The organism is Actinospineispora acaciae DSM 45401, assembly GCF_000620785.1.
GTDB classification, from domain to species: domain Bacteria; phylum Actinomycetota; class Actinomycetes; order Mycobacteriales; family Pseudonocardiaceae; genus Pseudonocardia; species Pseudonocardia acaciae.
In genome coordinates this window covers 25,967-43,034 of sequence record NZ_JIAI01000013.1, presented here as the reverse complement: position 1 = coordinate 43,034, position 17,068 = coordinate 25,967, and the positions used below count along the sequence as shown (strand labels likewise).

The following is a 17,068-nucleotide window of genomic DNA, read 5'->3' as shown; positions in this document are numbered from 1 at the left end:
CGCCCGCGTCCCTCCCAGCGGCACACGCGCTCTTGTCACCGCACACAGGTTGGGACATGTGCGCGGCGACGAGACGCGGTGTGCGGGCGGTCAGGGGGTGATGCCGCGGGTGGTGAGCGTGTGTAGGACGAGGTGGGCGGACTCCGCGGGGGTGAGGGTGGTGGTGTCGAGGCGGAGGTCGGGGTGTTCGGGCGGCTCGTACGGCGAGTCGATGCCGGTGAAGTTGGCCAGCTCGCCGCGGCGGGCCTTGGCGTAGAGGCCCTTCGGGTCGCGGCGTTCGGCGACGTCGAGGGGGGTGTCGACGTGGATCTCGCAGAACTCGCCGGGCTCGACCAGCTCGCGGGCCAGCGCGCGTTCGGCGCGGAACGGCGAGATGAAGGAGACGAGCACGATCAGGCCGGCGTCCACCATCAGCGCGGCCACCTCGGCGATCCGCCTGATGTTCTCCACCCGGTCGGCGTCGGTGAACCCGAGGTCCTTGTTCAGGCCGTGCCGGACGTTGTCGCCGTCGAGCAGGAAGGTGTGCCGGCCGTCGGCGTGTAGTGCGCGCTCGACGAGGTCGGCGATGGTTGACTTGCCGGCGCCGGACAGGCCGGTGAACCAGACCACGCACGGGCGGTGGCCGTTCCGCTCGGTCCGTGCGGTTTTGTCGACTGTCAACTGTTGCCAGCGTACGTTCGCCGAGCGTCGCAGCGCGAAGTCGATCATCCCGGCGCCGGCCGTGGCGTTGGTCAGCCGGTCCAGCACGATGAACGAGCCGAGGTCGCGGCTGTCGCGGTAGGGCTCGTACGGGATCGCGGCGCCGGCGTGCACGTTCGCCACCCCGAACTCCCCGGCGCGCAGTGTGCGGGCGGGCAGCTCGGCGAGGGTGTCGACGTCGATGCGGTGCTTGGGGCGGTCCACGGTCAGCCCGACGGTGTGCGCGCCGAACTTGGCCAGGTACGGGCGGCCGGGCAGCATCTCGTGATCGTCCAGCCACACCAGCTGCGCCTGGAACGCGTCGGCCACCCCGGTCGGCGCGCCGGGGCCGACCAGCACGGCGCCCCGGCCGGCGTCCACCTCGTCGGTCAGCACCACCGTCACCGAGGCACCCGCCGGGGCTTCGTCCAGGTCACCGGACATGGTGACGATGCGTGCGATGGTGGTCTCGGTGCCGTCGGGCAGGACCCGGACGCGGTCGCCGGGGCGCAGTACGCCGTGCAGCACCCGGCCGGAATGGCCCCGGAAGTGCTCGTCCGGGCGGTTCGCCCACTGCACCAGGAAGCGGGCGGGAGCATCGGCGTCCTCGTGGGTGACGGGTACGGACTCCAGCCATTCCAGCAGCGTGGGGCCGTCGTACCAGTCCATCCGGTCACCTCGGGCGACGACGTTGCAGCCGTGCGCGGCGGCCACCGGGATGCGGGCCACCTCGTCGACGCCGACCTCGGCGGCGAACCGGGCGAACTCCGCGCCGAGCGACTCGAACACCTCGCGGGAGTAGTCGACGAGGTCCAGCTTGTTCACCGCCAGCGCCAGGTGCCGGATGCCCAGCAGCGCGACCAGGTGGGCGTGCCGGCGGGTCTGGGTGAGCAGGCCCTTGCTCGCGTCGGCCAGGATCACCGCCGCGTCGGCCGTGGACGCGCCGGTCACCATGTTGCGGGTGTAGCGCTCGTGGCCGGGGGTGTCCGCGACGATGAACCGGCGCCGCCGCGTGGTGAAGTACCGGTACGCCACGTCGATCGTGATGCCCTGCTCGCGCTCGGCGGCCAGGCCGTCCACCAGCAGCGCGAAGTCCAGCTCGCCGCCCCTGCTGCCGACCCGCCTGGACTCGGCGGCCAGGGTCGCGAGCTGGTCGGAGTGGAGCAGGTTCGACTCGTAGAGCAGCCGGCCGATCAGCGTGCTCTTGCCGTCGTCCACGCTGCCGCAGGTCAGGAACCGCAGCAGGTCGGGCTCGGGTGGCATCAGAAGTAGCCCTCTCGCTTCTTGCGTTCCATCGAGCCGGACTGGTCGCGGTCGATCACCCGGCCCTGGCGCTCCGACGTGGTGGCCGCGCGCATCTCCTCGACGACCTCCGGCACGGTGCGCGCGGTGCTCTCGATCGCGCCGGTCAGCGGGTAGCAGCCCAGCGTGCGGAACCGGACGGTCCGCGCCACCGGCCGCTCGCCCTCGGCCAGCCGCATCCGCTCGTCGTCCACCATGATCAGCGTGCCGTCCCTGTCCACCACCGGGCGCTCGGCGGCGAAGTACAGCGGCACGACCGGGATGTCCTCGCGGTGGATGTAGCGCCACACGTCCAGCTCGGTCCAGTTGGACAGCGGGAACACCCGGATGCTCTCGCCGGGCCCGATCCGGGTGTTGTAGAGCCGCCACAGCTCCGGGCGCTGGTTGCGCGGGTCCCAGTGGTGGCGCGCGGTGCGGAAGGAGAACACCCGCTCCTTCGCCCGGGAGGCCTCCTCGTCGCGGCGCGCGCCGCCGAACGCCACGTCGAAGCCGTGCTTGTCCATCGCCTGGCGCAGCCCCTGGGTCTTCCACATGTCGGTGTGCCGCGCCGAGCCGTGGTCGAACGGGTTGACGCCCAGCGCGAGGCAGTCCGGGTTGCGGTGCACGATCAGCTCCAGCCCGAGCTCGCGCGCGGTCCGGTCCCGGAAGTCGATCATCTCGCGAAACTTCCAGGTGGTGTCCACGTGCAGCAGCGGGAACGGCAGCCGGGACGGATAGAACGCCTTGCGCGCCAGGTGCAGCAGCACCGAGCTGTCCTTGCCGATCGAGTACAGCAGCACCGGCCGCTCGCTCTCCGCGACCGCCTCGCGCAGGATGTCGATGCTCTCCGCCTCCAGCCGGTCCAGGTGCGAGAGCGTCATGACCGGGCCTCGGAGCCGGCGATGGCGGCCAGCAGGGTCGCGGCGTGCTCCGGGCGGCAGACCAGGAGATCGGGCAGTCGAGGGTCGGGGCGGTTGTACAGCAGCTCGGCTCCGTTCAGTCGGGAGGCGTGCAGCCCGGCGGCGCGGGCCACCGCGACCGGCGCGGCGGAGTCCCACTCGTACTGGCCGCCGGCGTGCAGGTAGGCGTCGACCTCGCCCCGGACCACCGCCATGACCTTCGCGCCGGCGCTGCCCATCGGCACCAGTTCGGCGTCCAGCTCGGCCGCGACCCGCTGGGCGACCGAGGGCGGCCTGGTCCGGCTCACGGTGATCAGCTTCGGCACGGGCTGTGGCTCGGTCAGGGTAGGCGGTGGCGGGTCGGTGGCGTAGGTGCGGCCGAGCGCGGGCAGCGCGACGGCGCCGGCGACCAGGCGTCCGGTGGCGGCGTCGGTGTCGGTGTTGGTGTCGGCGTCGGTGCCGGCGTCGGCGGACCAGAGCGCGACGTGCACTGCCCAGTCGGTGCGGCCGGGCTCGGCGAACTCCCTGGTGCCGTCCAGCGGGTCGACGATCCACACCCGGTCGGCGCCCAGCCTGCGGTGATCATCGAGGCCCTCCTCGGAGAACACGACATCGCGGGGGCGATGATCGCGCAGCTCGCGGGCGAGGAACTCATGGGCCGCCCGATCGCCGCGCGCGCCCAGCTCGCCGGTACTCTCGGCCGCCCTGACCGTGAGCAGCAGGGCGCCGGCCGCCTCGGCGAGACGACCGGCCAACGCGGCATCGGACTCCTGTCCGGTTGCGGTCATGGCAGGGACCGTAGCGAAGAAATGAACAATGTTCAATATGACATGAACGTTGTTCGGAATGCGATAGGGTGCGCCCCATGAGCCCTCGGACCGGACCCGCGGCGACCGACCAGGAAGCCGGCGGCCAGGAACCGACCGAGCCGGAGCCCGACGCTCAGGAGGCGACCGAGGACGAGGCCACCGGTGACGGTGAGACCGCATGGGGCGACGCGGACGGGCGGCGCCGGGACATCCTCAGCTCGGCCGAGCAGGCGCTGGAGCGGTCCGGATACGGCGGGCTCACCGTGCGCGCCATCGCCGCCGGGGCCGGGGTCAGCGCCGGCACCGTCTACCAGTACTTCGAGGGCAAGGAGGACGTGTTCGTCGCGCTGATGGAGCGGCGGCTGGACGAGCTGCGGGCCACCCTGGACGGGATGGACCGAAGCGTCGGCATCCCCGAGCTGCTGCGCACGATCCTGCCCCAGCTGTCCGAGCTGTGGCGCAAGCTCGGCAGGGCCACCCCGCAATGGGAGGCCAAGGTGCTCGTCGGCGGCCGGCGCAGCAAGAGCGTGATGCTCTCGGCGAGCGTGTACCGGCGGACGATCCACGCGCTGGACAACGCGCTGCGCGAGACGGCGGCGGCCCGGGGGCAGGCCCTGGTCGACAACCCCGCGCTCGCGCACTGGGTGTGGGACTCGCTCATCGGCGTCGCCGACGACCTGCTGCACACCGGGTCCCGGCAGAACCACGTCCAGCCCCAGCAGTTGGTCAACTTCGCCGCCGAGGCCATCGAGCGCGGCATCCTCAAGAACGGGACCTGACGGCCAGCAGCTCGCCCTTGCCGACCGGGACCACCGTGGACGTCAGCGTCGGCTCGTCGTCGATCAGGCGCAGCAGCGGGGCGACCTCGTCGGGGTGGGAGAGCACGTTGTCCACCGCGAGCAGGCCGCCCGGGCGCAGCACCCGCACCGGGTGTGGCCACCAGCCCGGGTACTCGGGCCGTTCGGAGTCCAGGAAGAGCAGGTCGCAGGCGCCGTCCGGGAGGCCGGCGAGCACCTCGCCGCCGTCGCCGAGGCGCAGCTCGACCAGCTCGGAGAGCCCGGCGGCGGCCAGGTTCGCGGCGGCCCGGTCCTGGGCGTCGGCGTCCAGGTCGATGCTGAGCACCCGACCGCCGTGCCCGGCCACCGCGTCGGCCAGCCACAGCGTGGAGTAGCCGTTCGAGGTGCCGACCTCCACGACGGTCCGCGCGCCCATCGCCTGGATGATCACCGAGAGCAGTGCGGCGGCGTCCGGCTCCAGGTTGCGCCGGCGCAGCAGCCGGTCGGCGAGTGCCCCGTCGTGGCGCACCCCGTCGGCGTGGATGTCCTCGAGCAGGGCGCGCAGGGCGTCGTTCATCTCATTCCTCCGGGGTGGATCAGCGGCTCGCCGTCGACGGAACGGACAGTAGCCCGGGCGGGATCCACCCGACCGGGGAACGTGGACTGATTGACCGGTCAACGATCACGGTCTACGGTTCGCCTCGGCGCCGGCTTCCGCCGTGTAGGAGGTGGGGGGATGGGTCGGACGCGCGAACGGTTCGTTCTGGGTGCGACCCTGGTGGCGGTGGTCGTCACCGTGGTCGCCTGCCCGCTGGTGGTCGGCGCGGTCGGGCTGGCCGCCGCGATCGCGTCGGCATGGCCGTACCCGCTGGTCGCGGCGTTGGTGTTGATCGCGGTCGGGTTCGTGCTGGCGTACCGGCAGGGGCAGCCGAGCACGAGGGTGAGCCTGGTGCTGTGGGCCGGCGCGGGGATCCCGCTGATCACCGCCGCCGCCTGGCTCTACCACTACACGGCGCACCGCTGAGAACCGTCGGTGTGGGTCAATAGGGTGCGCCGGTGACCTCTGATCCGGCGGTTCCGGCTGCGTCCGGGGCGGTGTCCGGGGCGGTGTCCGGGGCTGCGTCCGGGGCTGCGTCCGACCGGCGTGACGCGCGGCTCCCGCGCGCCGTGGCCGCCGCGCTGTTGGTGCTCGGTGCCGTGATGTTCGCCGGGTACGGGCTGTTCGGCGCCGGCGGCGAGGTCCGGTGCACCACCGAGTACGCGGCCGGCGCCCCGGGGTCGGCGCCGGTGGGCCAGCAGGGGCCGGTCGGCCTGCCCGCCGCGAAGCAGACCTGCGCGCCGGTCGGGCTGACCGACCCGCCGCTGGTCGTGCTCGGGATCGTGTTCCTGGTGCTCGCGGTGCCCGCGCTCGGGGTCAGCCAGCTCGGGTTCGCCGGCGTCACGCTGACCCGCGCGGTCACCGGCGCCGCCGATGCCGCGAAGTCCGCGTCCCAGGCCGCCGACCGCGCCGCCACCGCCGTGAGCACCGTCGCGAACCTTACCTCCGCCCGGGCCGGCGCGGCCGCCGCCGGCAACACGCTCGCGATCTACCAGACCGGCTACACCGGCGACCCGCGCCACACCGACTTCCTCAGCGTGGAGAACGCGGTCGCGTTCACGCTGGCGGCCAACGGGGTGACCGAGGCGGTCCAGCGGGTGGCGGCCGCCGAGGTGACGGCGGCCGTGCTGCTCTGGCGCGACCCGGCCACCGACTCGCTGCGCTCCGCGTTGCGGGCCCCGAACCGGCGCGGGGTGGAGACGCTGGCCGGCGTGGACATCCACTCCGAGCTCGGCGCGGTGGTGCGCAAGGGCCTGGCCGGGCCGGTCACCATCACCGACCCGGCCGACGCGGAACGGCTCGGGCTGGACTCGGTGCTCGAAGTGCCGGCCACCGCCGCCGCGATCCCGGTCGCACTGCCCGGGCGGGCCGCCGTCGGGCTGATCCTGGCGTTCCTGGACGCCACCGACGACGCCGCCGACGACGCCGCCGAGGACGCCGCCGAGGACCCGGACGAGCGGATCCGCCGGGTCATCGCGGCCGCGGCACCGTTCGCGCTACCCGCCGCCGTGCTCATCGAGCGGCTGACCATCGCCGGTGAGCGGGCTATCCTGTAACCGCCGAGGGGAGGGCCGATGAAGGCCAACGACAGCGCGACTGTCAGGCAGGGCGTGAGCTACGACGACATGCTCGACGCCTTGGAGCGGGCGCAGGACATCGCGCTCGACCACGCGACGCCGAAGCATGCCCGCCGGGGCCCGGCGGCATCGGAGAAGCCGAAACCGCCCACCGCGGCGCACTGAGGGCTGAACAAGGAGCACTGATCGTTCGTAGGTCAACGACGTTGGCCTACGCTTGTGTGCATGGCGTTCACCCAGCGGTCGGAGCGTTCCAGGGCGGCGATCCTGGCGTCGGCCCGGCAGCTGCTCACCGCGAAGGGCTACGAGGGCACCACGATCCGCGCGGTGGCGGCCGAGGCCGGCATCGACCCGTCGATGGTCATGCGCTACTACGGCAGCAAGGAGGGGCTGTTCGCGGCCGCCGTGGACATCGACCTGATGCTGCCGGCGGACGCGGCGAACTGGCCGCGCGAGCGGCTCGGAGAGGGACTGGCCAGGCACTTCGTCTCCCGCTGGGAGGGCGACCTGTCCGACGAGCTGATCACGATGCTGCTGCGCTCGGCGAGCACGAACCCGGCGGCGGCCGAGCGGCTGCGGACCGTGTTCGCGTCCCAGGTCCTCGAGTTCGTCGGCATGGTCGCCCCGGACGCCGTGCCCCGGCGCGCCGGCATGATCGGTTCCCAGGTGCTCGGGCTGGCGCTGTGCCGGTACGTGCTGGAGCTGCCGCCGGTGGTGGCGATGGACGGCGACACGCTGGCCCGAACCCTGGCCCCCGTCCTCCAGCACTACCTGACGGGTGACCTCGGCGCGCCGGTGGCCGGCTGACCTCAGCGGACCGGGCCGGCCGCCTTCAGGGTGCGCAGGACGGGGGCCGTCTCGATGGCGGTGATCGCGTCGAAGGCCAGCCGCCGGGTGAGGTAGTGGTGCAGTGCGGCCGGCGTCGGGCACAGGGCGCTGGCCATCAGGTTGGTCCGGCCGGTGGTGGCGGCCACGACCGCGAGCTCGTCGTGGCCGGCCAGCTCGGTGGCCACCTCGTCGAGGCGCGCGGGCGGCACCGACAGCCACAGCAGCGCCTGCGTGGTGACGCCCAGCTTGGTGTCGTCCAGCTCCAGGTCGAAGAACAGCGCGCCGGTGCCGCGTAGCTCGGCCAGCCGGCGCGCGACGGTGGCCGCCGACCTGCCGGTCGCCGCCGCGAGCTCGGCGTATCCGGCCCGACCGTCGCGGAGCAGGACGGCGAGCAGGCGCCTGTCGACGTCGGTGAGCGGGACGGGCTCGGGCGGTGGTGCGGTGGGTGCGGGCGGGCGGAGCTCGCGCTCCTGGTCGTCGGTGAGCGCGGCGGTCAGGCCTCGCCACGTGGTCGGGCCGCCCAGGTAGGTGTGCAGGATGTAGTGGGCGGACACGGCGGTGATGCTCGCGGTGCGGGGGATGTCCCGCAGCAGCAGCGAGTGCGCCGAGGCGCCGTCGAGGCCGGGCGCGGTGTCCACGATGGCGGCGATCTCGGTGCCCCCGGAGGTGAGCCGGACCCACGACGTGTCGGGGCGGCGGGCCAGCGCGGCGGCCAGCTCGGGCGCGGTGCCGGTGGCCGCGGTGAGCCGGACGATCCACCGGTGTCGGTCCGCCCGGTGCGGGTCGAGCAGGCCGACCACGCGCAGGCCCGCGTCGGCGCGCAGCCGTTGGTAGCGGCGGGTCACCGTCTGCGTCGAGGTGCCCAGCACGGCGGCGATCCGGGCGAACGGCGCGCGGCCGTCGACGTGCAGCGCGTGCACCAGGCCGCGATCGAGTTCGTCCAGCACAAATCCTCATTCTGACGTCCAAGATGGAAGTTTTCCACGGTTCTTGCCGACGGCGAGGGAACAGACGGCCAGTTCGACGCATGCTGCTCGTCGGCGCGCGCCGGCACCCGGCCGGCGTTCCCCGACGAACGGAGGCCCGATGTCCGCGATCCCCTCGACACCGCTGCCGCCGGCGCCGGTGAGGTGGCGGTGGCTGGGGCTGGCGGCGCTGTTGGCCGCCGAGGCGATGAACCTGCTGGACTCCACGATCGTGCAGGTCGCCGCCCCGGTGATCCACGCCGAGCTGGGCGGGCGGGTGTCCGACATCCAGTGGTTCAGCGCCGCGTACACGCTGGTCTTCGCGCTGTTGTTGATCACTGGGGGACGTTTGGGTGACATCTGGGGGAGGCGGCGGGTGTTCCGGGTGGGGGTCACGGGGTTCGGCCTCGCCTCGCTGGCCTGCGCGCTCGCGCCGTCGGCCGGGGTGCTCATCGCCGCGCGGGTGGTGCAGGGCGCCGCCTCGGCGGTGGTCATCCCGCAGACGTTCGGGCTGATCCTGGCGATGTTCGAGGGCAGGGAGCGGGCCAGGGCGCTGGGCAGCATCGGCCCGGTGATGGGGCTGGCCGCCGTGTCCGGGCCGGTGCTTGGCGGCGTGCTGACCCACGCCGACCTGTTCGGTGCGTCCTGGCGGGCGGTGTTCGCGGTGAACCTCCCGCTGGCGGCCGCGGTGCTCGTCCTCGCGCCGCTGCTGGTCGAGGACCGGGCGCCGAGGCGGGCCGGGCTGGATCCGGTCGGGACCGCGCTGGCCGCGCTGGGCACCGGGCTGGTGGTCTACCCCTTGATCGACACCGGCACTGTCGCGTCGCGGCCGGAGTGGACCTGGGGTTCGGTGGCGGCGGGTGTCGCGGTGCTCGTCGGGTTCGGGCTGCACCAGCGTGGCCGGGCGCGGCGGGGTCGTGGGCCGCTGATCGAGGTCGGGCTGTTCGCCCATGCCGGCTTCGCCTGGGCGCTGGCCACCTCGACGCTGTTCTTCGCGGTCACGACCGGGTTGATGCTGGTCGTGGTGCTGCACCTGCAGTTGGGGCTGGGCGCCGGCCCGTTGGTCGCCGGGTTGGGGCTGCTGCCGTGGTCGGCGGGGATGGCGGTGGCGTCCTGGGTGGCCGGCGCGCGGCTGATGCCCCGGTACGGCACCAGGCTGATGTTCCCGGGGCTCGCGGTGTTGCTGGCCGGTGTGGTGGCCGCGGTCCCGGCCTACCAGGCAGCGGCGGGGCCGGGGGCGTTCCCGTGGCTGGGGCTGGCCGCGCTCGGGGTGGCCGGGGTGGGGATCGGGCTGTTCAGCGTGCCGTTCTTCAGCGCGGCGTTGGCCCGGGCCGGGGCGCAGGAGGCCGGCTCGGCGGCCGGGCTGCTCAACGCCGTTCAGCAGGTCGGCGGCACCCTCGGCGTCGCGGTGCTCGGCGGGGTGTTCCTGCACTCCGGGGGCGGGCCGGGGGCCGCGGTGCAGGCCGCGTTCTGGGTGGCGGCCGGGTTGTTGGTGGCGACGGCCGCGGCGGCGGTGTCGATCGAGCGGCCGGTCGGGCGGTTCAGGTGGTTCAGGCGGTGACGGTGACGGGTACGGAGTGGACCTGGTTGCGGGCGGTGACGGACGGCTGGCCGACGCCGGTGTTGTCCACCGCGCGGCAGGCCACCGTCACCTCGCCGGGCGCGGCCGGGCGCCAGCGCATCCGGAACCGCTGCCAGGCCAGCTGCTCGCGCGTTTCCACGGTGGCCGGGCTCCAGCCGTTGCCCACGCTGACCTCCACGGTCCGGACCCCGGCCGGCGCCCAGGCCCAGCCCCAGACGTCCACCTCGTCCCCGGCCCGCACCCGCGCTCCCGGCGCCGGGGACACCACCACCGACTCCGGCGCGATCTCCCAGACCGGGCGGGGCGCCGGCGACGGGTCCTCGGGCGTAGGCGGGGGCGGCTCGTTGTAGAACGTCGTGGTGAACGGGCCGTCCGCGCGCCGGTCCGCCAGCACCATCCGGTGCAGCCACTTGACGCTGTTCGTGCCGTACCAACCGGGCACCACCAGCCGCGCCGGAAAGCCGTGCTGGGCGGTCAGCGGCTCGCCGTTGAGCTCGTAGGCCACCAGCACGTCGCCCGAGTCGACCCGGCTCAGCCGCACGTCCTTGACGAACGCCTCGCAGTCGACGTCCGCGAACCTCCCGCCGTCCAGCCCGTACGACCACAGGAAGCTCGCGCCCGGCTCGACGCCCGCCTCGTCGAGCAGGGTCCGCAGGTCGACCCCGCCCCAGACGACGTTGGAGATCCGCCGCGCCGGCGCCCCGGGCGTGAGCGGGTTGCCCACGCACTGGTGGAAGGCCATCAGCTCGCGCCGCGGGTAGCCGCGCAGCTCGTCCAGCGAGTACGTCCGGGGCCGCCGCACCAGGCCGGTGAGCTCGAACGACCAGCCCGCCTCGGCGACCCTGGGCACGCCGAAGTGCGCGAGCACCGGCACGTCGGCGGTCGGGGTGACCGGCTCGGTCAGCTGGTGCGGCTGCAGCGGGACGCGGCGGAACAGGCCCACCGGGTCGAGCACGACGCGAGGCGACATCGGGGCTCCCATCTCATGCGTCCGGGCGGTCCTTGCTGGCCGCCCAGAGCACGTCGAACAGGTTGCCCTGCATCTCGGCGTACTCCGCGCTCTCGATCACCAGCGCGAAGTTCTCGCTGGTCGAGGAGAGCATCGCGACGGCGTCGGTACCGATGATCATGGTCATGGTGAACAGGTAGCCCGGCGGCGCGTACCGGGTGCGGCGCAGGTCGGCGTCGCTGGTCGGCCAGCCCTTCGGGTAGTCCTTGGCCGGCGAGCGCACCACGTGCAGCCACAGCCCGCGCTCGCGGCGCGCGGCGATGTACTCGCGCATGGCCGCAGCGCCGGGCACCGTGATCAGGTCGCGCATGGACAGCACGCCGCGCAGCGGGGACGGCCAGTCCAGCGTCTCGAACAGCGCGGCGCGGATGCCGGCCGCGCCCTCCAGGTACCGTGACCTGGGCGCGGACCCGCCCTTGGCGTGCATCGCGCGCAGCCGGGGCACCAGCCGCTCCAGCCCGGTGCGGCGCTGGTCCCACTCGTCGAGCAGGTACTGCGGGTCGGCGGCGCGCAGCACCGTGCGCCCCCGGCCGCCGCCGTGACCGATGCCCTGACCGTCGCGCTGACCGCCGTCCTGGCCGCGTTCGACCATCGAGATCAGCCCACGATGGGCCAGGCGTTTGGCGATGTCGTAGGCGTTGGTGCGGCTGACCCCGGCCGCCTCGGCGGCGCGCGCCACGGTCGGGGCGTCCATACCCAGGATCGCCAGGTAGAGCTTGGCCTCCTTGGGCTCGAGGCCGGCCTCCGCGAGCTCGGCCCACATGCTTGCCCTCCTCGCCGGCGCTGTCGGTCGCGGCCGACAGTAGTCTCCGGCCCGGATCCGTGACCTTCTGGCCACACCATACGCGCGTGCTGTCAAGCCGTCTCGACAGAACCGCGGTCGTTCGAAGTGATGACCGGGGCTGGCGAGTGCGCGACCGTGGCCGTCCCGCTGGACTACCGGGAGCCCGCCGGCGAGCGGATCGGGCTCGCCCTGTCCCGGCTGCCGGCCGCGAACCCCGCCGCCCGGATCGGGTCGCTGCTGGTCAACCCAGACGGGCCCGCCGGGACCGCTCGGGCCGGCTGGCCGACCTGGTCGGGCTGGCCAACTCCGCGCGCGACCTGGACGTGCTCCGCGCCGCGCTGGGCGAGCGGCGGCTCACCTTCCTGGGCACGTCGTACGGCGGCCAGCTCGCCGCCGCGTACGCCACGCTGTTCCCGGCCACGGTCGGCCGGCTGGTGCTCAACTCGCCCGGCAACCCGACGAAGACGCAGAAGCAGGTGCTGCTGGACCAGGCAGGGGCATTCGAGCGGTCGCTGTCACGGTTCGCCGGGCACTGCGTGGGGGCGTCCGGTGTCCACTCGGCAACGACCGGGCCGCAGTCCTGGCTTCGGTGGACCGGCTGCTGGCCCGGCTGGAGTCCGCGCCGATGCCGGTCCGGCCCGGGGCACGCCTCACCAGGGCGGCCGCCGAGGTGGCCATGATCAGCGCGCTGGCCGAGCCGGAGCGGTGGCCGGCGCTCGCGTCCGCGATCGGGAAGGCCGTCGGCGGCCCGCTGCTGGGCCTGTCCGGGTTCCTGCTCGGCCGCGACGAGGCCGGCGCGTTCACCAACTTCCTGGTGGTTGGCAACGCGTTCGACCCGGAGGCGCCGCTGGACTCGGTGCGCCAGGTCGCCGGCCTGCTGGGCTCCGGCCGGCTCATCGTGGCCGACCGCGACGGCCACGGCTCCTACGGCACCGGGTCGAGCTGTGTCGACGCCCACGTCGACGCCTACCTCCTGGACGGCACCCTCCCGCCGGGACCGGCCCGCGAGGTCCGCTGCCGGTGAGGTGGTCAGGCCACGCCGTCCGCGCTGGCCACCCGCACCACCGGCGACCTGGACGCCTCGTGCAGCCCCAGCGCGGTCACCGAGACCGCCACCGTGACCAGCCCCAGCCACTGGGTGGCGCTCAGCGTGGCGCCGAGCACGCCCACCCCGATCAGCGCGGCGGTGGCCGGGAAGGCCAGCTCGGCCAGCGTGGCCCGGGATGCCGCCGTGGTGCGCAGGCCCAGGTAGTACAGCCCGAGCCCGAGCAGCCCCGGCACCAGCGCCAGCGCCACCAGCGGCCCGATCTGTGCGGGCGTGACGGCCACCGGCGCGCCCTGCACGGTCATCACGATCGCGGCCGCCGGCAGCCCGATCGCGAACCGCAGCACCGTCACGTCCCGGCCGGACATGTCGATGCTGACCAGTCGCCCCAGCGCGGTGCCGATCGCCCAGATCACCGCCGCCCCCAGCGCCAGCAGCGCCGCCGTCACAGCGTGCGCCCGCACATCGAACGGATCGGGGAACGTCATCAGCCACGCCCCGCCCAGCGCCGGGAGCGCGAACAGCCAGTACCCCGCGCGAAGCCGCTCGCCGAGCAGCGCGGCCGCGGCGACCAGCGCGATCACCGGCTGCAGCTTCTGCAACACCAGCGGCGTGACCGGGTCGCCGAGCCGCAGCGCCTGGGTGAACAGCGCGGTGGCCACCGCCGATGCGCCCGCGCCGATCCCGACCAGCGCCCACCGCTGCCGCCCCGTCGCTCCCCGGAACGCCCGCACCGCGGCGGGCAGCCACGGCAGCAGCACCAGCACGGTGATCAAATGCTCCCAGAACACCACCGTGGCCGAGGGCAACTGCCCGCTCAACGGCTTGCGCAACAACCCGTCCGTACCCCACAGCGCCGCCGCGCTGGCCACCAGCCAGGTTCGATCACGTGCCGGACCAGTCACAGCATCCCCTCCGGTGCGCGGGCACTCGTCACTCGTGCCCAACACCCCGCCCGCCCGGAAATATTCGCCGCACCCGTCCTCGGCCGAGCGTGATCTGCGCTACCCGCCGCGCCGCGGGGACCCGTTACGGCGTGCTCGGCGCGGCCTGCCGGTGGCGGCGGACCAGTAGTGACAACCCACCGGCCAGGACGGACAGCGCGCCGCCGCCGTACCAGGCGAGGTCGTAGCTGCCGAGCTCGTCGCGGACCACGCCGGCGACGAAGGCGGCCAGCGCGCCGCCGACCTGGTGGGAGGCGAAGACCCAGCCGAACACCACCGGCGCGGACGTGCCGAAGTGGCGGCGGCACAGGGCCAGGGTGGGAGGCACGGTGGCCACCCAGTCCAGGCCGTAGAAGATGATGAACGCGAGCATGTCCGGGCGGACCTCGGGGCCGAACAGGGGCGGCAACAGCAGCAGCGAGACGCCGCGCAGCACGTAGTAGACGAGCAGCAGGTAGCGCGGGTCGAACCGGTCGGTCAGCCAGCCGGACGCCACGGTGCCGACCAGGTCGAAGATGCCGACCACGGCGAGCAGGCTGGCGGCCACCGTCGGCGGCATGCCGTGGTCGTGCGCGGCGGGCACGAAGTGGGGCTGGATCAGGCCGGACGTGGTCGCGCCGCAGATCATGAACCCGAGCGCGAGCAGCCAGAACGGGCGGGTGCGGGCGGCGTCGAGCAGGGTACGGACGGCCAGGCGGGCGGCACCCGAGCGCGGCCCCACGACGTCGTCCGCCTCGGTACCGCCGTACGGGGTCACGCCGAGGTCGCGCGGGCGGTCACGCAGCAGCCAGGCCACCAGCGGGGCCACCGCCAGCGCGGCGCCGGCCACCCCGAGCGAGGCCGGCCGCCACCCGAACCGCTCCGTCACCACCGCCACCAGCGGCAGGAACACCAACTGGCCGGCCGCGCCGCCCGCGGTGAGCACACCGGACACCAGCCCGCGCCGGGCCACGAACCAGCGCCCGGTGACGGTGGCCACCAGCGCCATCGCCATCGAGCCGGTGCCGAGCCCGACCAGCACGCCCCAGCACAGCACCAACTGCCAGGACGCGGTCATGAACACGGTGAGCCCGCTGCCGGCGGCGACCACGACCAGCGCGGACGTGACCACCCGCCGGATGCCGAAGCGCTCCATCAGCGCGGCGGCGAACGGCGAGGTCAGCCCGTAGAGAGCCATGTTCACCGCGACCGCCGACGAGATCGTGCCCACCGACCAGCCGAACTCGGCGTGCAGCGGGTCGATCAGCAGGCCGGGCACCGCGCGGAACCCGGCCGCCCCGACCAGGGCCAGGAAGGTCACGGCGGCGACCCACCACGCGGGGTGGATGCGGCGCCGGGGCGTGGGCAGCGGGGAGCGCTCCAGGCGCAGGTCCGTCACACGCTCCAGACTGAGCCACGTCGAGCCCGCGCGGAAGTGGCTTGAAAGACAACATGTGCAAGAATCCGGCCATGTCCACCGCGCCGTCCGCTGGGCCGCCCGTCCACGAGGTCGCTGTGTTGGCGCAGCCCGGCGTCATCGCGTTCGAGCTGGGCCTGCCGCACAAGTTCATCGGAACGGCGACCGACCCCGACGGCCGGCCGCTCTACCGGGTGCGGACGTGCACTTTGGACGGCGGCCCGGTGCGAACCTCGGCGGGCTACCGGGTCCTGCCCGAGCACGACGCGTCGATCCTGGCCGCCGCGCACACCGTCGTGCTGCCCGGCATCAACGTCGGCACCGCGCTGACCGAGGGCCGGCTGGAGCCCGAGCTCGCCGCCGCCCTCGCCTCGGTGGCCGGCCGGGGGGCGCGGCTGGTGTCCATCTGTACCAGCGCGTTCGTGCTGGCCGCCGCCGGGCTGCTGGACGGGCGGCCGGCGACGACGCACTGGCTGCACGCGCAGCGGTTCCGCGCGCTGTACCCGAGGGTCGCGCTGGACCCGGATGTGCTGTTCGTGGACGACGGCGACGTGCTGACCTCGGCGGGCAACGCGGCCGGCATCGACCTGTGCCTGCACCTGGTGCGCCGCGACCACGGCGCCGAGGTGGCGGCCAGGGTGGCGCGGCGCAGCGTGGTGTCCCCGTTCCGGGACGGCGGCCAGTCGCAGTTCATCGAGCACCCGCTGCCCGAGCCCGCCGACTCCGGCACCGGCCCGACCAGGGCGTGGGCGATGCGCCGGCTCGACGAGCCGCTCACCCTGGTCGAGCTGGCCGGCCACGCCAGGATGAGCGTGCGGACCTTCACCAGGCGGTTTCGCGCGGAGACCGGGCTGAGCCCGGCGCGGTGGCTGGCCCAGCAGCGCGTGCAGCTGGCCAGGACCATGCTGGAGTCCACCGAGCTGCCGGTGGAACGGGTGGCCACCGAGGCCGGCTTCGGCACCACCGCGTCACTGCGCCAGCACCTGCACGCCGCGATCGGGGTGGCCCCGCTGGCCTACCGCCGCACCTTCCGGGGCGCCTCCAACGGCGCGCTTGGCGACCATGACGCCGTCAACGGGCGCTAAGACCGCATCAGGGATCGCCCGACGAGCCGAACCCGGCCCGGCGAAGCTGGTTTGCTCGGACGTGCCGGCTTCCGCGTACGGGAGAAGGGATCACGACGGCGGTGGACAGCTGCGTCCGACGGGTCATCGTCGGGGTGGGCGGCTCGGCGGGCAGCCTGCGGGCGCTGCGCCGGGCGGTGACCGAGGCCCGGCTGCGCGATGCGGAGCTGTGGTCCGTGCTGGCCTGGATCCCGCAGGGCGGTGAGATCTTCAACCGCCGCCACCCCTGCCCGCCCCTGCTGGGGCTCTGGGAACGGGACGCGCTGCGCAGGCTGCACGTGGCCTGGGAGGAGGCGCTCGGCGGTGTCCCGGCCGGCCTGGCGGTGTGCATCCGGGTCGGGCGCGGCGCCCCCGGGCAGGTGCTGGTCCGCTGCGCCGACCGGGACGACGACCTGCTCGTGGTCGGCGGCCCCGGGCCGGTGCGCCGCCTGCTCGGCGGTTCGGTGGCCGGCCACTGCCTGCGGCGCGCCCGGTGCGGTGTGCTCGTGGTGCCACCGCCTCGGCCCGGGTCCGGCGCGCTCGGCCGCACCCTCGCCGTGCGGCGGATCGTGCGCGACCTCGAACGACACCCCGGCCGGCGGTAAGAACACGTTAGGGGAGCTTGTCCGGCCACATTGGGTTCGCTGAGAGTTACCGCCATGGGCGGTGGAACGCGGCCGGGCGCGCTGTGCGACCAGCCGCCTGATCTCGTGCCGTGCGGCGCGCCGGCCTGAGCCCGCGCCGCACGGCACCCACACTTCCCGACAGCCCCGACCGGTCGATTCCGCCGTCGG

Annotated in this window: 19 protein-coding genes; 10 read left to right on the top strand and 9 right to left on the bottom strand. The window is 74.1% G+C overall.

Annotated features, from left to right (window positions below; all coding sequences use genetic code 11):
- Nucleotides 1–90 precede the first annotated feature (90 nt).
- Genes cysC through N912_RS0138185 form a run of 3 tightly spaced genes read right to left on the bottom strand, consistent with a single transcriptional unit; the run spans nucleotide 91 to nucleotide 3,646 of the window.
- On the bottom strand, nucleotides 91–1,941 hold the full coding sequence (cysC, locus tag N912_RS0138195; protein WP_037068802.1) for an adenylyl-sulfate kinase: 1,851 nt from the start codon (nucleotides 1,939–1,941) through the stop codon (nucleotides 91–93).
- Nucleotides 1,941–2,840 carry a sulfate adenylyltransferase subunit CysD gene (cysD, locus tag N912_RS0138190; RefSeq protein ID WP_028926560.1) on the bottom strand — a complete coding sequence of 300 codons (900 nt, stop codon included), beginning with the start codon at nucleotides 2,838–2,840 and terminating at the stop codon, nucleotides 1,941–1,943. The genes cysC and cysD overlap by 1 nt, the downstream gene beginning before the upstream one ends.
- The gene (locus N912_RS0138185; protein WP_028926559.1) at nucleotides 2,837–3,646 is read right to left on the bottom strand and encodes a 3'(2'),5'-bisphosphate nucleotidase CysQ; all 810 of its coding nucleotides are present in this window, start codon (nucleotides 3,644–3,646) and stop codon (nucleotides 2,837–2,839) included. The genes cysD and N912_RS0138185 overlap by 4 nt, the downstream gene beginning before the upstream one ends.
- A gap of 77 nt (nucleotides 3,647–3,723) precedes the next feature.
- On the opposite strand from N912_RS0138185, the gene N912_RS61130 reads away from it, so the two are divergent.
- Complete coding sequence (locus N912_RS61130; RefSeq protein ID WP_028926558.1) at nucleotides 3,724–4,446, top strand: TetR/AcrR family transcriptional regulator; 723 nt, start codon at nucleotides 3,724–3,726, stop codon at nucleotides 4,444–4,446.
- Here the strand turns inward: N912_RS61130 and N912_RS0138175 are convergent.
- Nucleotides 4,430–5,020: an O-methyltransferase gene (locus tag N912_RS0138175; protein WP_028926557.1), complete on the bottom strand. Its 591-nt coding sequence runs from the start codon at nucleotides 5,018–5,020 to the stop codon at nucleotides 4,430–4,432. The genes N912_RS61130 and N912_RS0138175 overlap by 17 nt on opposite strands.
- Before the next feature lie 159 nt (nucleotides 5,021–5,179).
- On the opposite strand from N912_RS0138175, the gene N912_RS0138170 reads away from it, so the two are divergent.
- Genes N912_RS0138170 through N912_RS0138155 form a run of 4 tightly spaced genes read left to right on the top strand, consistent with a single transcriptional unit; the run spans nucleotide 5,180 to nucleotide 7,425 of the window.
- Nucleotides 5,180–5,467, top strand: a complete 288-nt coding sequence (locus tag N912_RS0138170) for a hypothetical protein (RefSeq protein ID WP_028926556.1) — start codon at nucleotides 5,180–5,182, stop codon at nucleotides 5,465–5,467.
- 32 nt (nucleotides 5,468–5,499) lie between these two features.
- A complete protein-coding gene (locus N912_RS0138165; protein ID WP_156994291.1) occupies nucleotides 5,500–6,597 on the top strand; it encodes a hypothetical protein in 1,098 nt (365 codons plus the stop codon).
- A gap of 18 nt (nucleotides 6,598–6,615) precedes the next feature.
- Nucleotides 6,616–6,783, top strand: coding sequence for a hypothetical protein (locus tag N912_RS64085; RefSeq protein ID WP_156994290.1), 168 nt, complete (start codon nucleotides 6,616–6,618; stop codon nucleotides 6,781–6,783).
- A gap of 60 nt (nucleotides 6,784–6,843) precedes the next feature.
- The gene (locus N912_RS0138155) at nucleotides 6,844–7,425 is read left to right on the top strand and encodes a TetR/AcrR family transcriptional regulator (protein ID WP_028926554.1); all 582 of its coding nucleotides are present in this window, start codon (nucleotides 6,844–6,846) and stop codon (nucleotides 7,423–7,425) included.
- Nucleotides 7,426–7,427: 2 nt separating this feature from the next.
- On the opposite strand, the gene N912_RS0138150 is transcribed toward N912_RS0138155, so the two are convergent.
- Nucleotides 7,428–8,393 carry an Lrp/AsnC family transcriptional regulator gene (locus tag N912_RS0138150; RefSeq protein ID WP_028926553.1) on the bottom strand — a complete coding sequence of 322 codons (966 nt, stop codon included), beginning with the start codon at nucleotides 8,391–8,393 and terminating at the stop codon, nucleotides 7,428–7,430.
- Nucleotides 8,394–8,532: 139 nt separating this feature from the next.
- Here N912_RS0138150 and N912_RS0138145 point away from each other — a divergent pair, with 139 nt between their 5' ends.
- Complete coding sequence (locus N912_RS0138145; RefSeq protein WP_051581394.1) at nucleotides 8,533–9,972, top strand: MFS transporter; 1,440 nt, start codon at nucleotides 8,533–8,535, stop codon at nucleotides 9,970–9,972.
- Here N912_RS0138145 and N912_RS0138140 read toward each other — a convergent pair.
- Both N912_RS0138140 and N912_RS57285 read right to left on the bottom strand, forming a co-directional pair.
- On the bottom strand, nucleotides 9,962–10,963 hold the full coding sequence (locus N912_RS0138140) for a molybdopterin-dependent oxidoreductase (protein ID WP_064745516.1): 1,002 nt from the start codon (nucleotides 10,961–10,963) through the stop codon (nucleotides 9,962–9,964). The genes N912_RS0138145 and N912_RS0138140 overlap by 11 nt on opposite strands.
- A 13-nt stretch (nucleotides 10,964–10,976) precedes the next feature.
- Nucleotides 10,977–11,765, bottom strand: coding sequence for a TrmB family transcriptional regulator (locus N912_RS57285; RefSeq protein ID WP_037068855.1), 789 nt, complete (start codon nucleotides 11,763–11,765; stop codon nucleotides 10,977–10,979).
- Between the two features lie 146 nt (nucleotides 11,766–11,911).
- Between N912_RS57285 and N912_RS62755 the strand changes: the two genes are divergently transcribed.
- Both N912_RS62755 and N912_RS0138125 read left to right on the top strand, forming a co-directional pair.
- The gene (locus N912_RS62755) at nucleotides 11,912–12,466 is read left to right on the top strand and encodes an alpha/beta fold hydrolase (RefSeq protein ID WP_211261548.1); all 555 of its coding nucleotides are present in this window, start codon (nucleotides 11,912–11,914) and stop codon (nucleotides 12,464–12,466) included.
- Nucleotides 12,412–12,810 (top strand): alpha/beta hydrolase, encoded by a 399-nt coding sequence (locus N912_RS0138125; protein WP_169748034.1) that lies wholly within the window; start codon nucleotides 12,412–12,414, stop codon nucleotides 12,808–12,810. Before N912_RS62755 ends, N912_RS0138125 begins: the two co-directional genes overlap by 55 nt.
- A gap of 5 nt (nucleotides 12,811–12,815) precedes the next feature.
- Here the strand turns inward: N912_RS0138125 and N912_RS0138120 are convergent, their stop codons facing one another.
- Both N912_RS0138120 and N912_RS57280 read right to left on the bottom strand, forming a co-directional pair.
- Nucleotides 12,816–13,736, bottom strand: a complete 921-nt coding sequence (locus N912_RS0138120) for a DMT family transporter (protein ID WP_028926548.1) — start codon at nucleotides 13,734–13,736, stop codon at nucleotides 12,816–12,818.
- Nucleotides 13,737–13,860: 124 nt separating this feature from the next.
- Entirely contained in the window at nucleotides 13,861–15,153 is a 1,293-nt protein-coding gene (locus tag N912_RS57280; protein ID WP_245645724.1) for an MFS transporter, read from the bottom strand.
- A 71-nt stretch (nucleotides 15,154–15,224) separates the two neighbouring features.
- Between N912_RS57280 and N912_RS57275 the strand changes: the two genes are divergently transcribed.
- Both N912_RS57275 and N912_RS0138105 read left to right on the top strand, forming a co-directional pair.
- Nucleotides 15,225–16,256: a GlxA family transcriptional regulator gene (locus tag N912_RS57275; protein WP_051581416.1), complete on the top strand. Its 1,032-nt coding sequence runs from the start codon at nucleotides 15,225–15,227 to the stop codon at nucleotides 16,254–16,256.
- 101 nt (nucleotides 16,257–16,357) lie between these two features.
- Nucleotides 16,358–16,879, top strand: coding sequence for a universal stress protein (locus tag N912_RS0138105; RefSeq protein WP_037068798.1), 522 nt, complete (start codon nucleotides 16,358–16,360; stop codon nucleotides 16,877–16,879).
- Nucleotides 16,880–17,068: the final 189 nt, after the last annotated feature.

Excerpts from the sequence above, each read along its gene's own strand:
- N912_RS0138175 (WP_028926557.1), bottom strand. The coding sequence starts at position 5,020 with ATGAACGACGCCCTGCGCGCCCTGCTCGAGGACATCCACGCCGACGGG.
- N912_RS57285 (WP_037068855.1), bottom strand. The coding sequence starts at position 11,765 with ATGTGGGCCGAGCTCGCGGAGGCCGGCCTCGAGCCCAAGGAGGCCAAG.
- N912_RS0138170 (WP_028926556.1), top strand. The coding sequence starts at position 5,180 with ATGGGTCGGACGCGCGAACGGTTCGTTCTGGGTGCGACCCTGGTGGCG.
- N912_RS64085 (WP_156994290.1), top strand. The coding sequence starts at position 6,616 with ATGAAGGCCAACGACAGCGCGACTGTCAGGCAGGGCGTGAGCTACGAC.
- N912_RS0138145 (WP_051581394.1), top strand. The coding sequence starts at position 8,533 with ATGTCCGCGATCCCCTCGACACCGCTGCCGCCGGCGCCGGTGAGGTGG.
- N912_RS61130 (WP_028926558.1), top strand. The coding sequence starts at position 3,724 with ATGAGCCCTCGGACCGGACCCGCGGCGACCGACCAGGAAGCCGGCGGC.
- N912_RS0138140 (WP_064745516.1), bottom strand. The coding sequence starts at position 10,963 with ATGTCGCCTCGCGTCGTGCTCGACCCGGTGGGCCTGTTCCGCCGCGTC.
- N912_RS0138125 (WP_169748034.1), top strand. The coding sequence starts at position 12,412 with ATGCCGGTCCGGCCCGGGGCACGCCTCACCAGGGCGGCCGCCGAGGTG.
- cysC (WP_037068802.1), bottom strand. The coding sequence starts at position 1,941 with ATGCCACCCGAGCCCGACCTGCTGCGGTTCCTGACCTGCGGCAGCGTG.
- N912_RS0138185 (WP_028926559.1), bottom strand. The coding sequence starts at position 3,646 with ATGACCGCAACCGGACAGGAGTCCGATGCCGCGTTGGCCGGTCGTCTC.
- N912_RS0138155 (WP_028926554.1), top strand. The coding sequence starts at position 6,844 with ATGGCGTTCACCCAGCGGTCGGAGCGTTCCAGGGCGGCGATCCTGGCG.
- N912_RS57275 (WP_051581416.1), top strand. The coding sequence starts at position 15,225 with ATGTCCACCGCGCCGTCCGCTGGGCCGCCCGTCCACGAGGTCGCTGTG.
- cysD (WP_028926560.1), bottom strand. The coding sequence starts at position 2,840 with ATGACGCTCTCGCACCTGGACCGGCTGGAGGCGGAGAGCATCGACATC.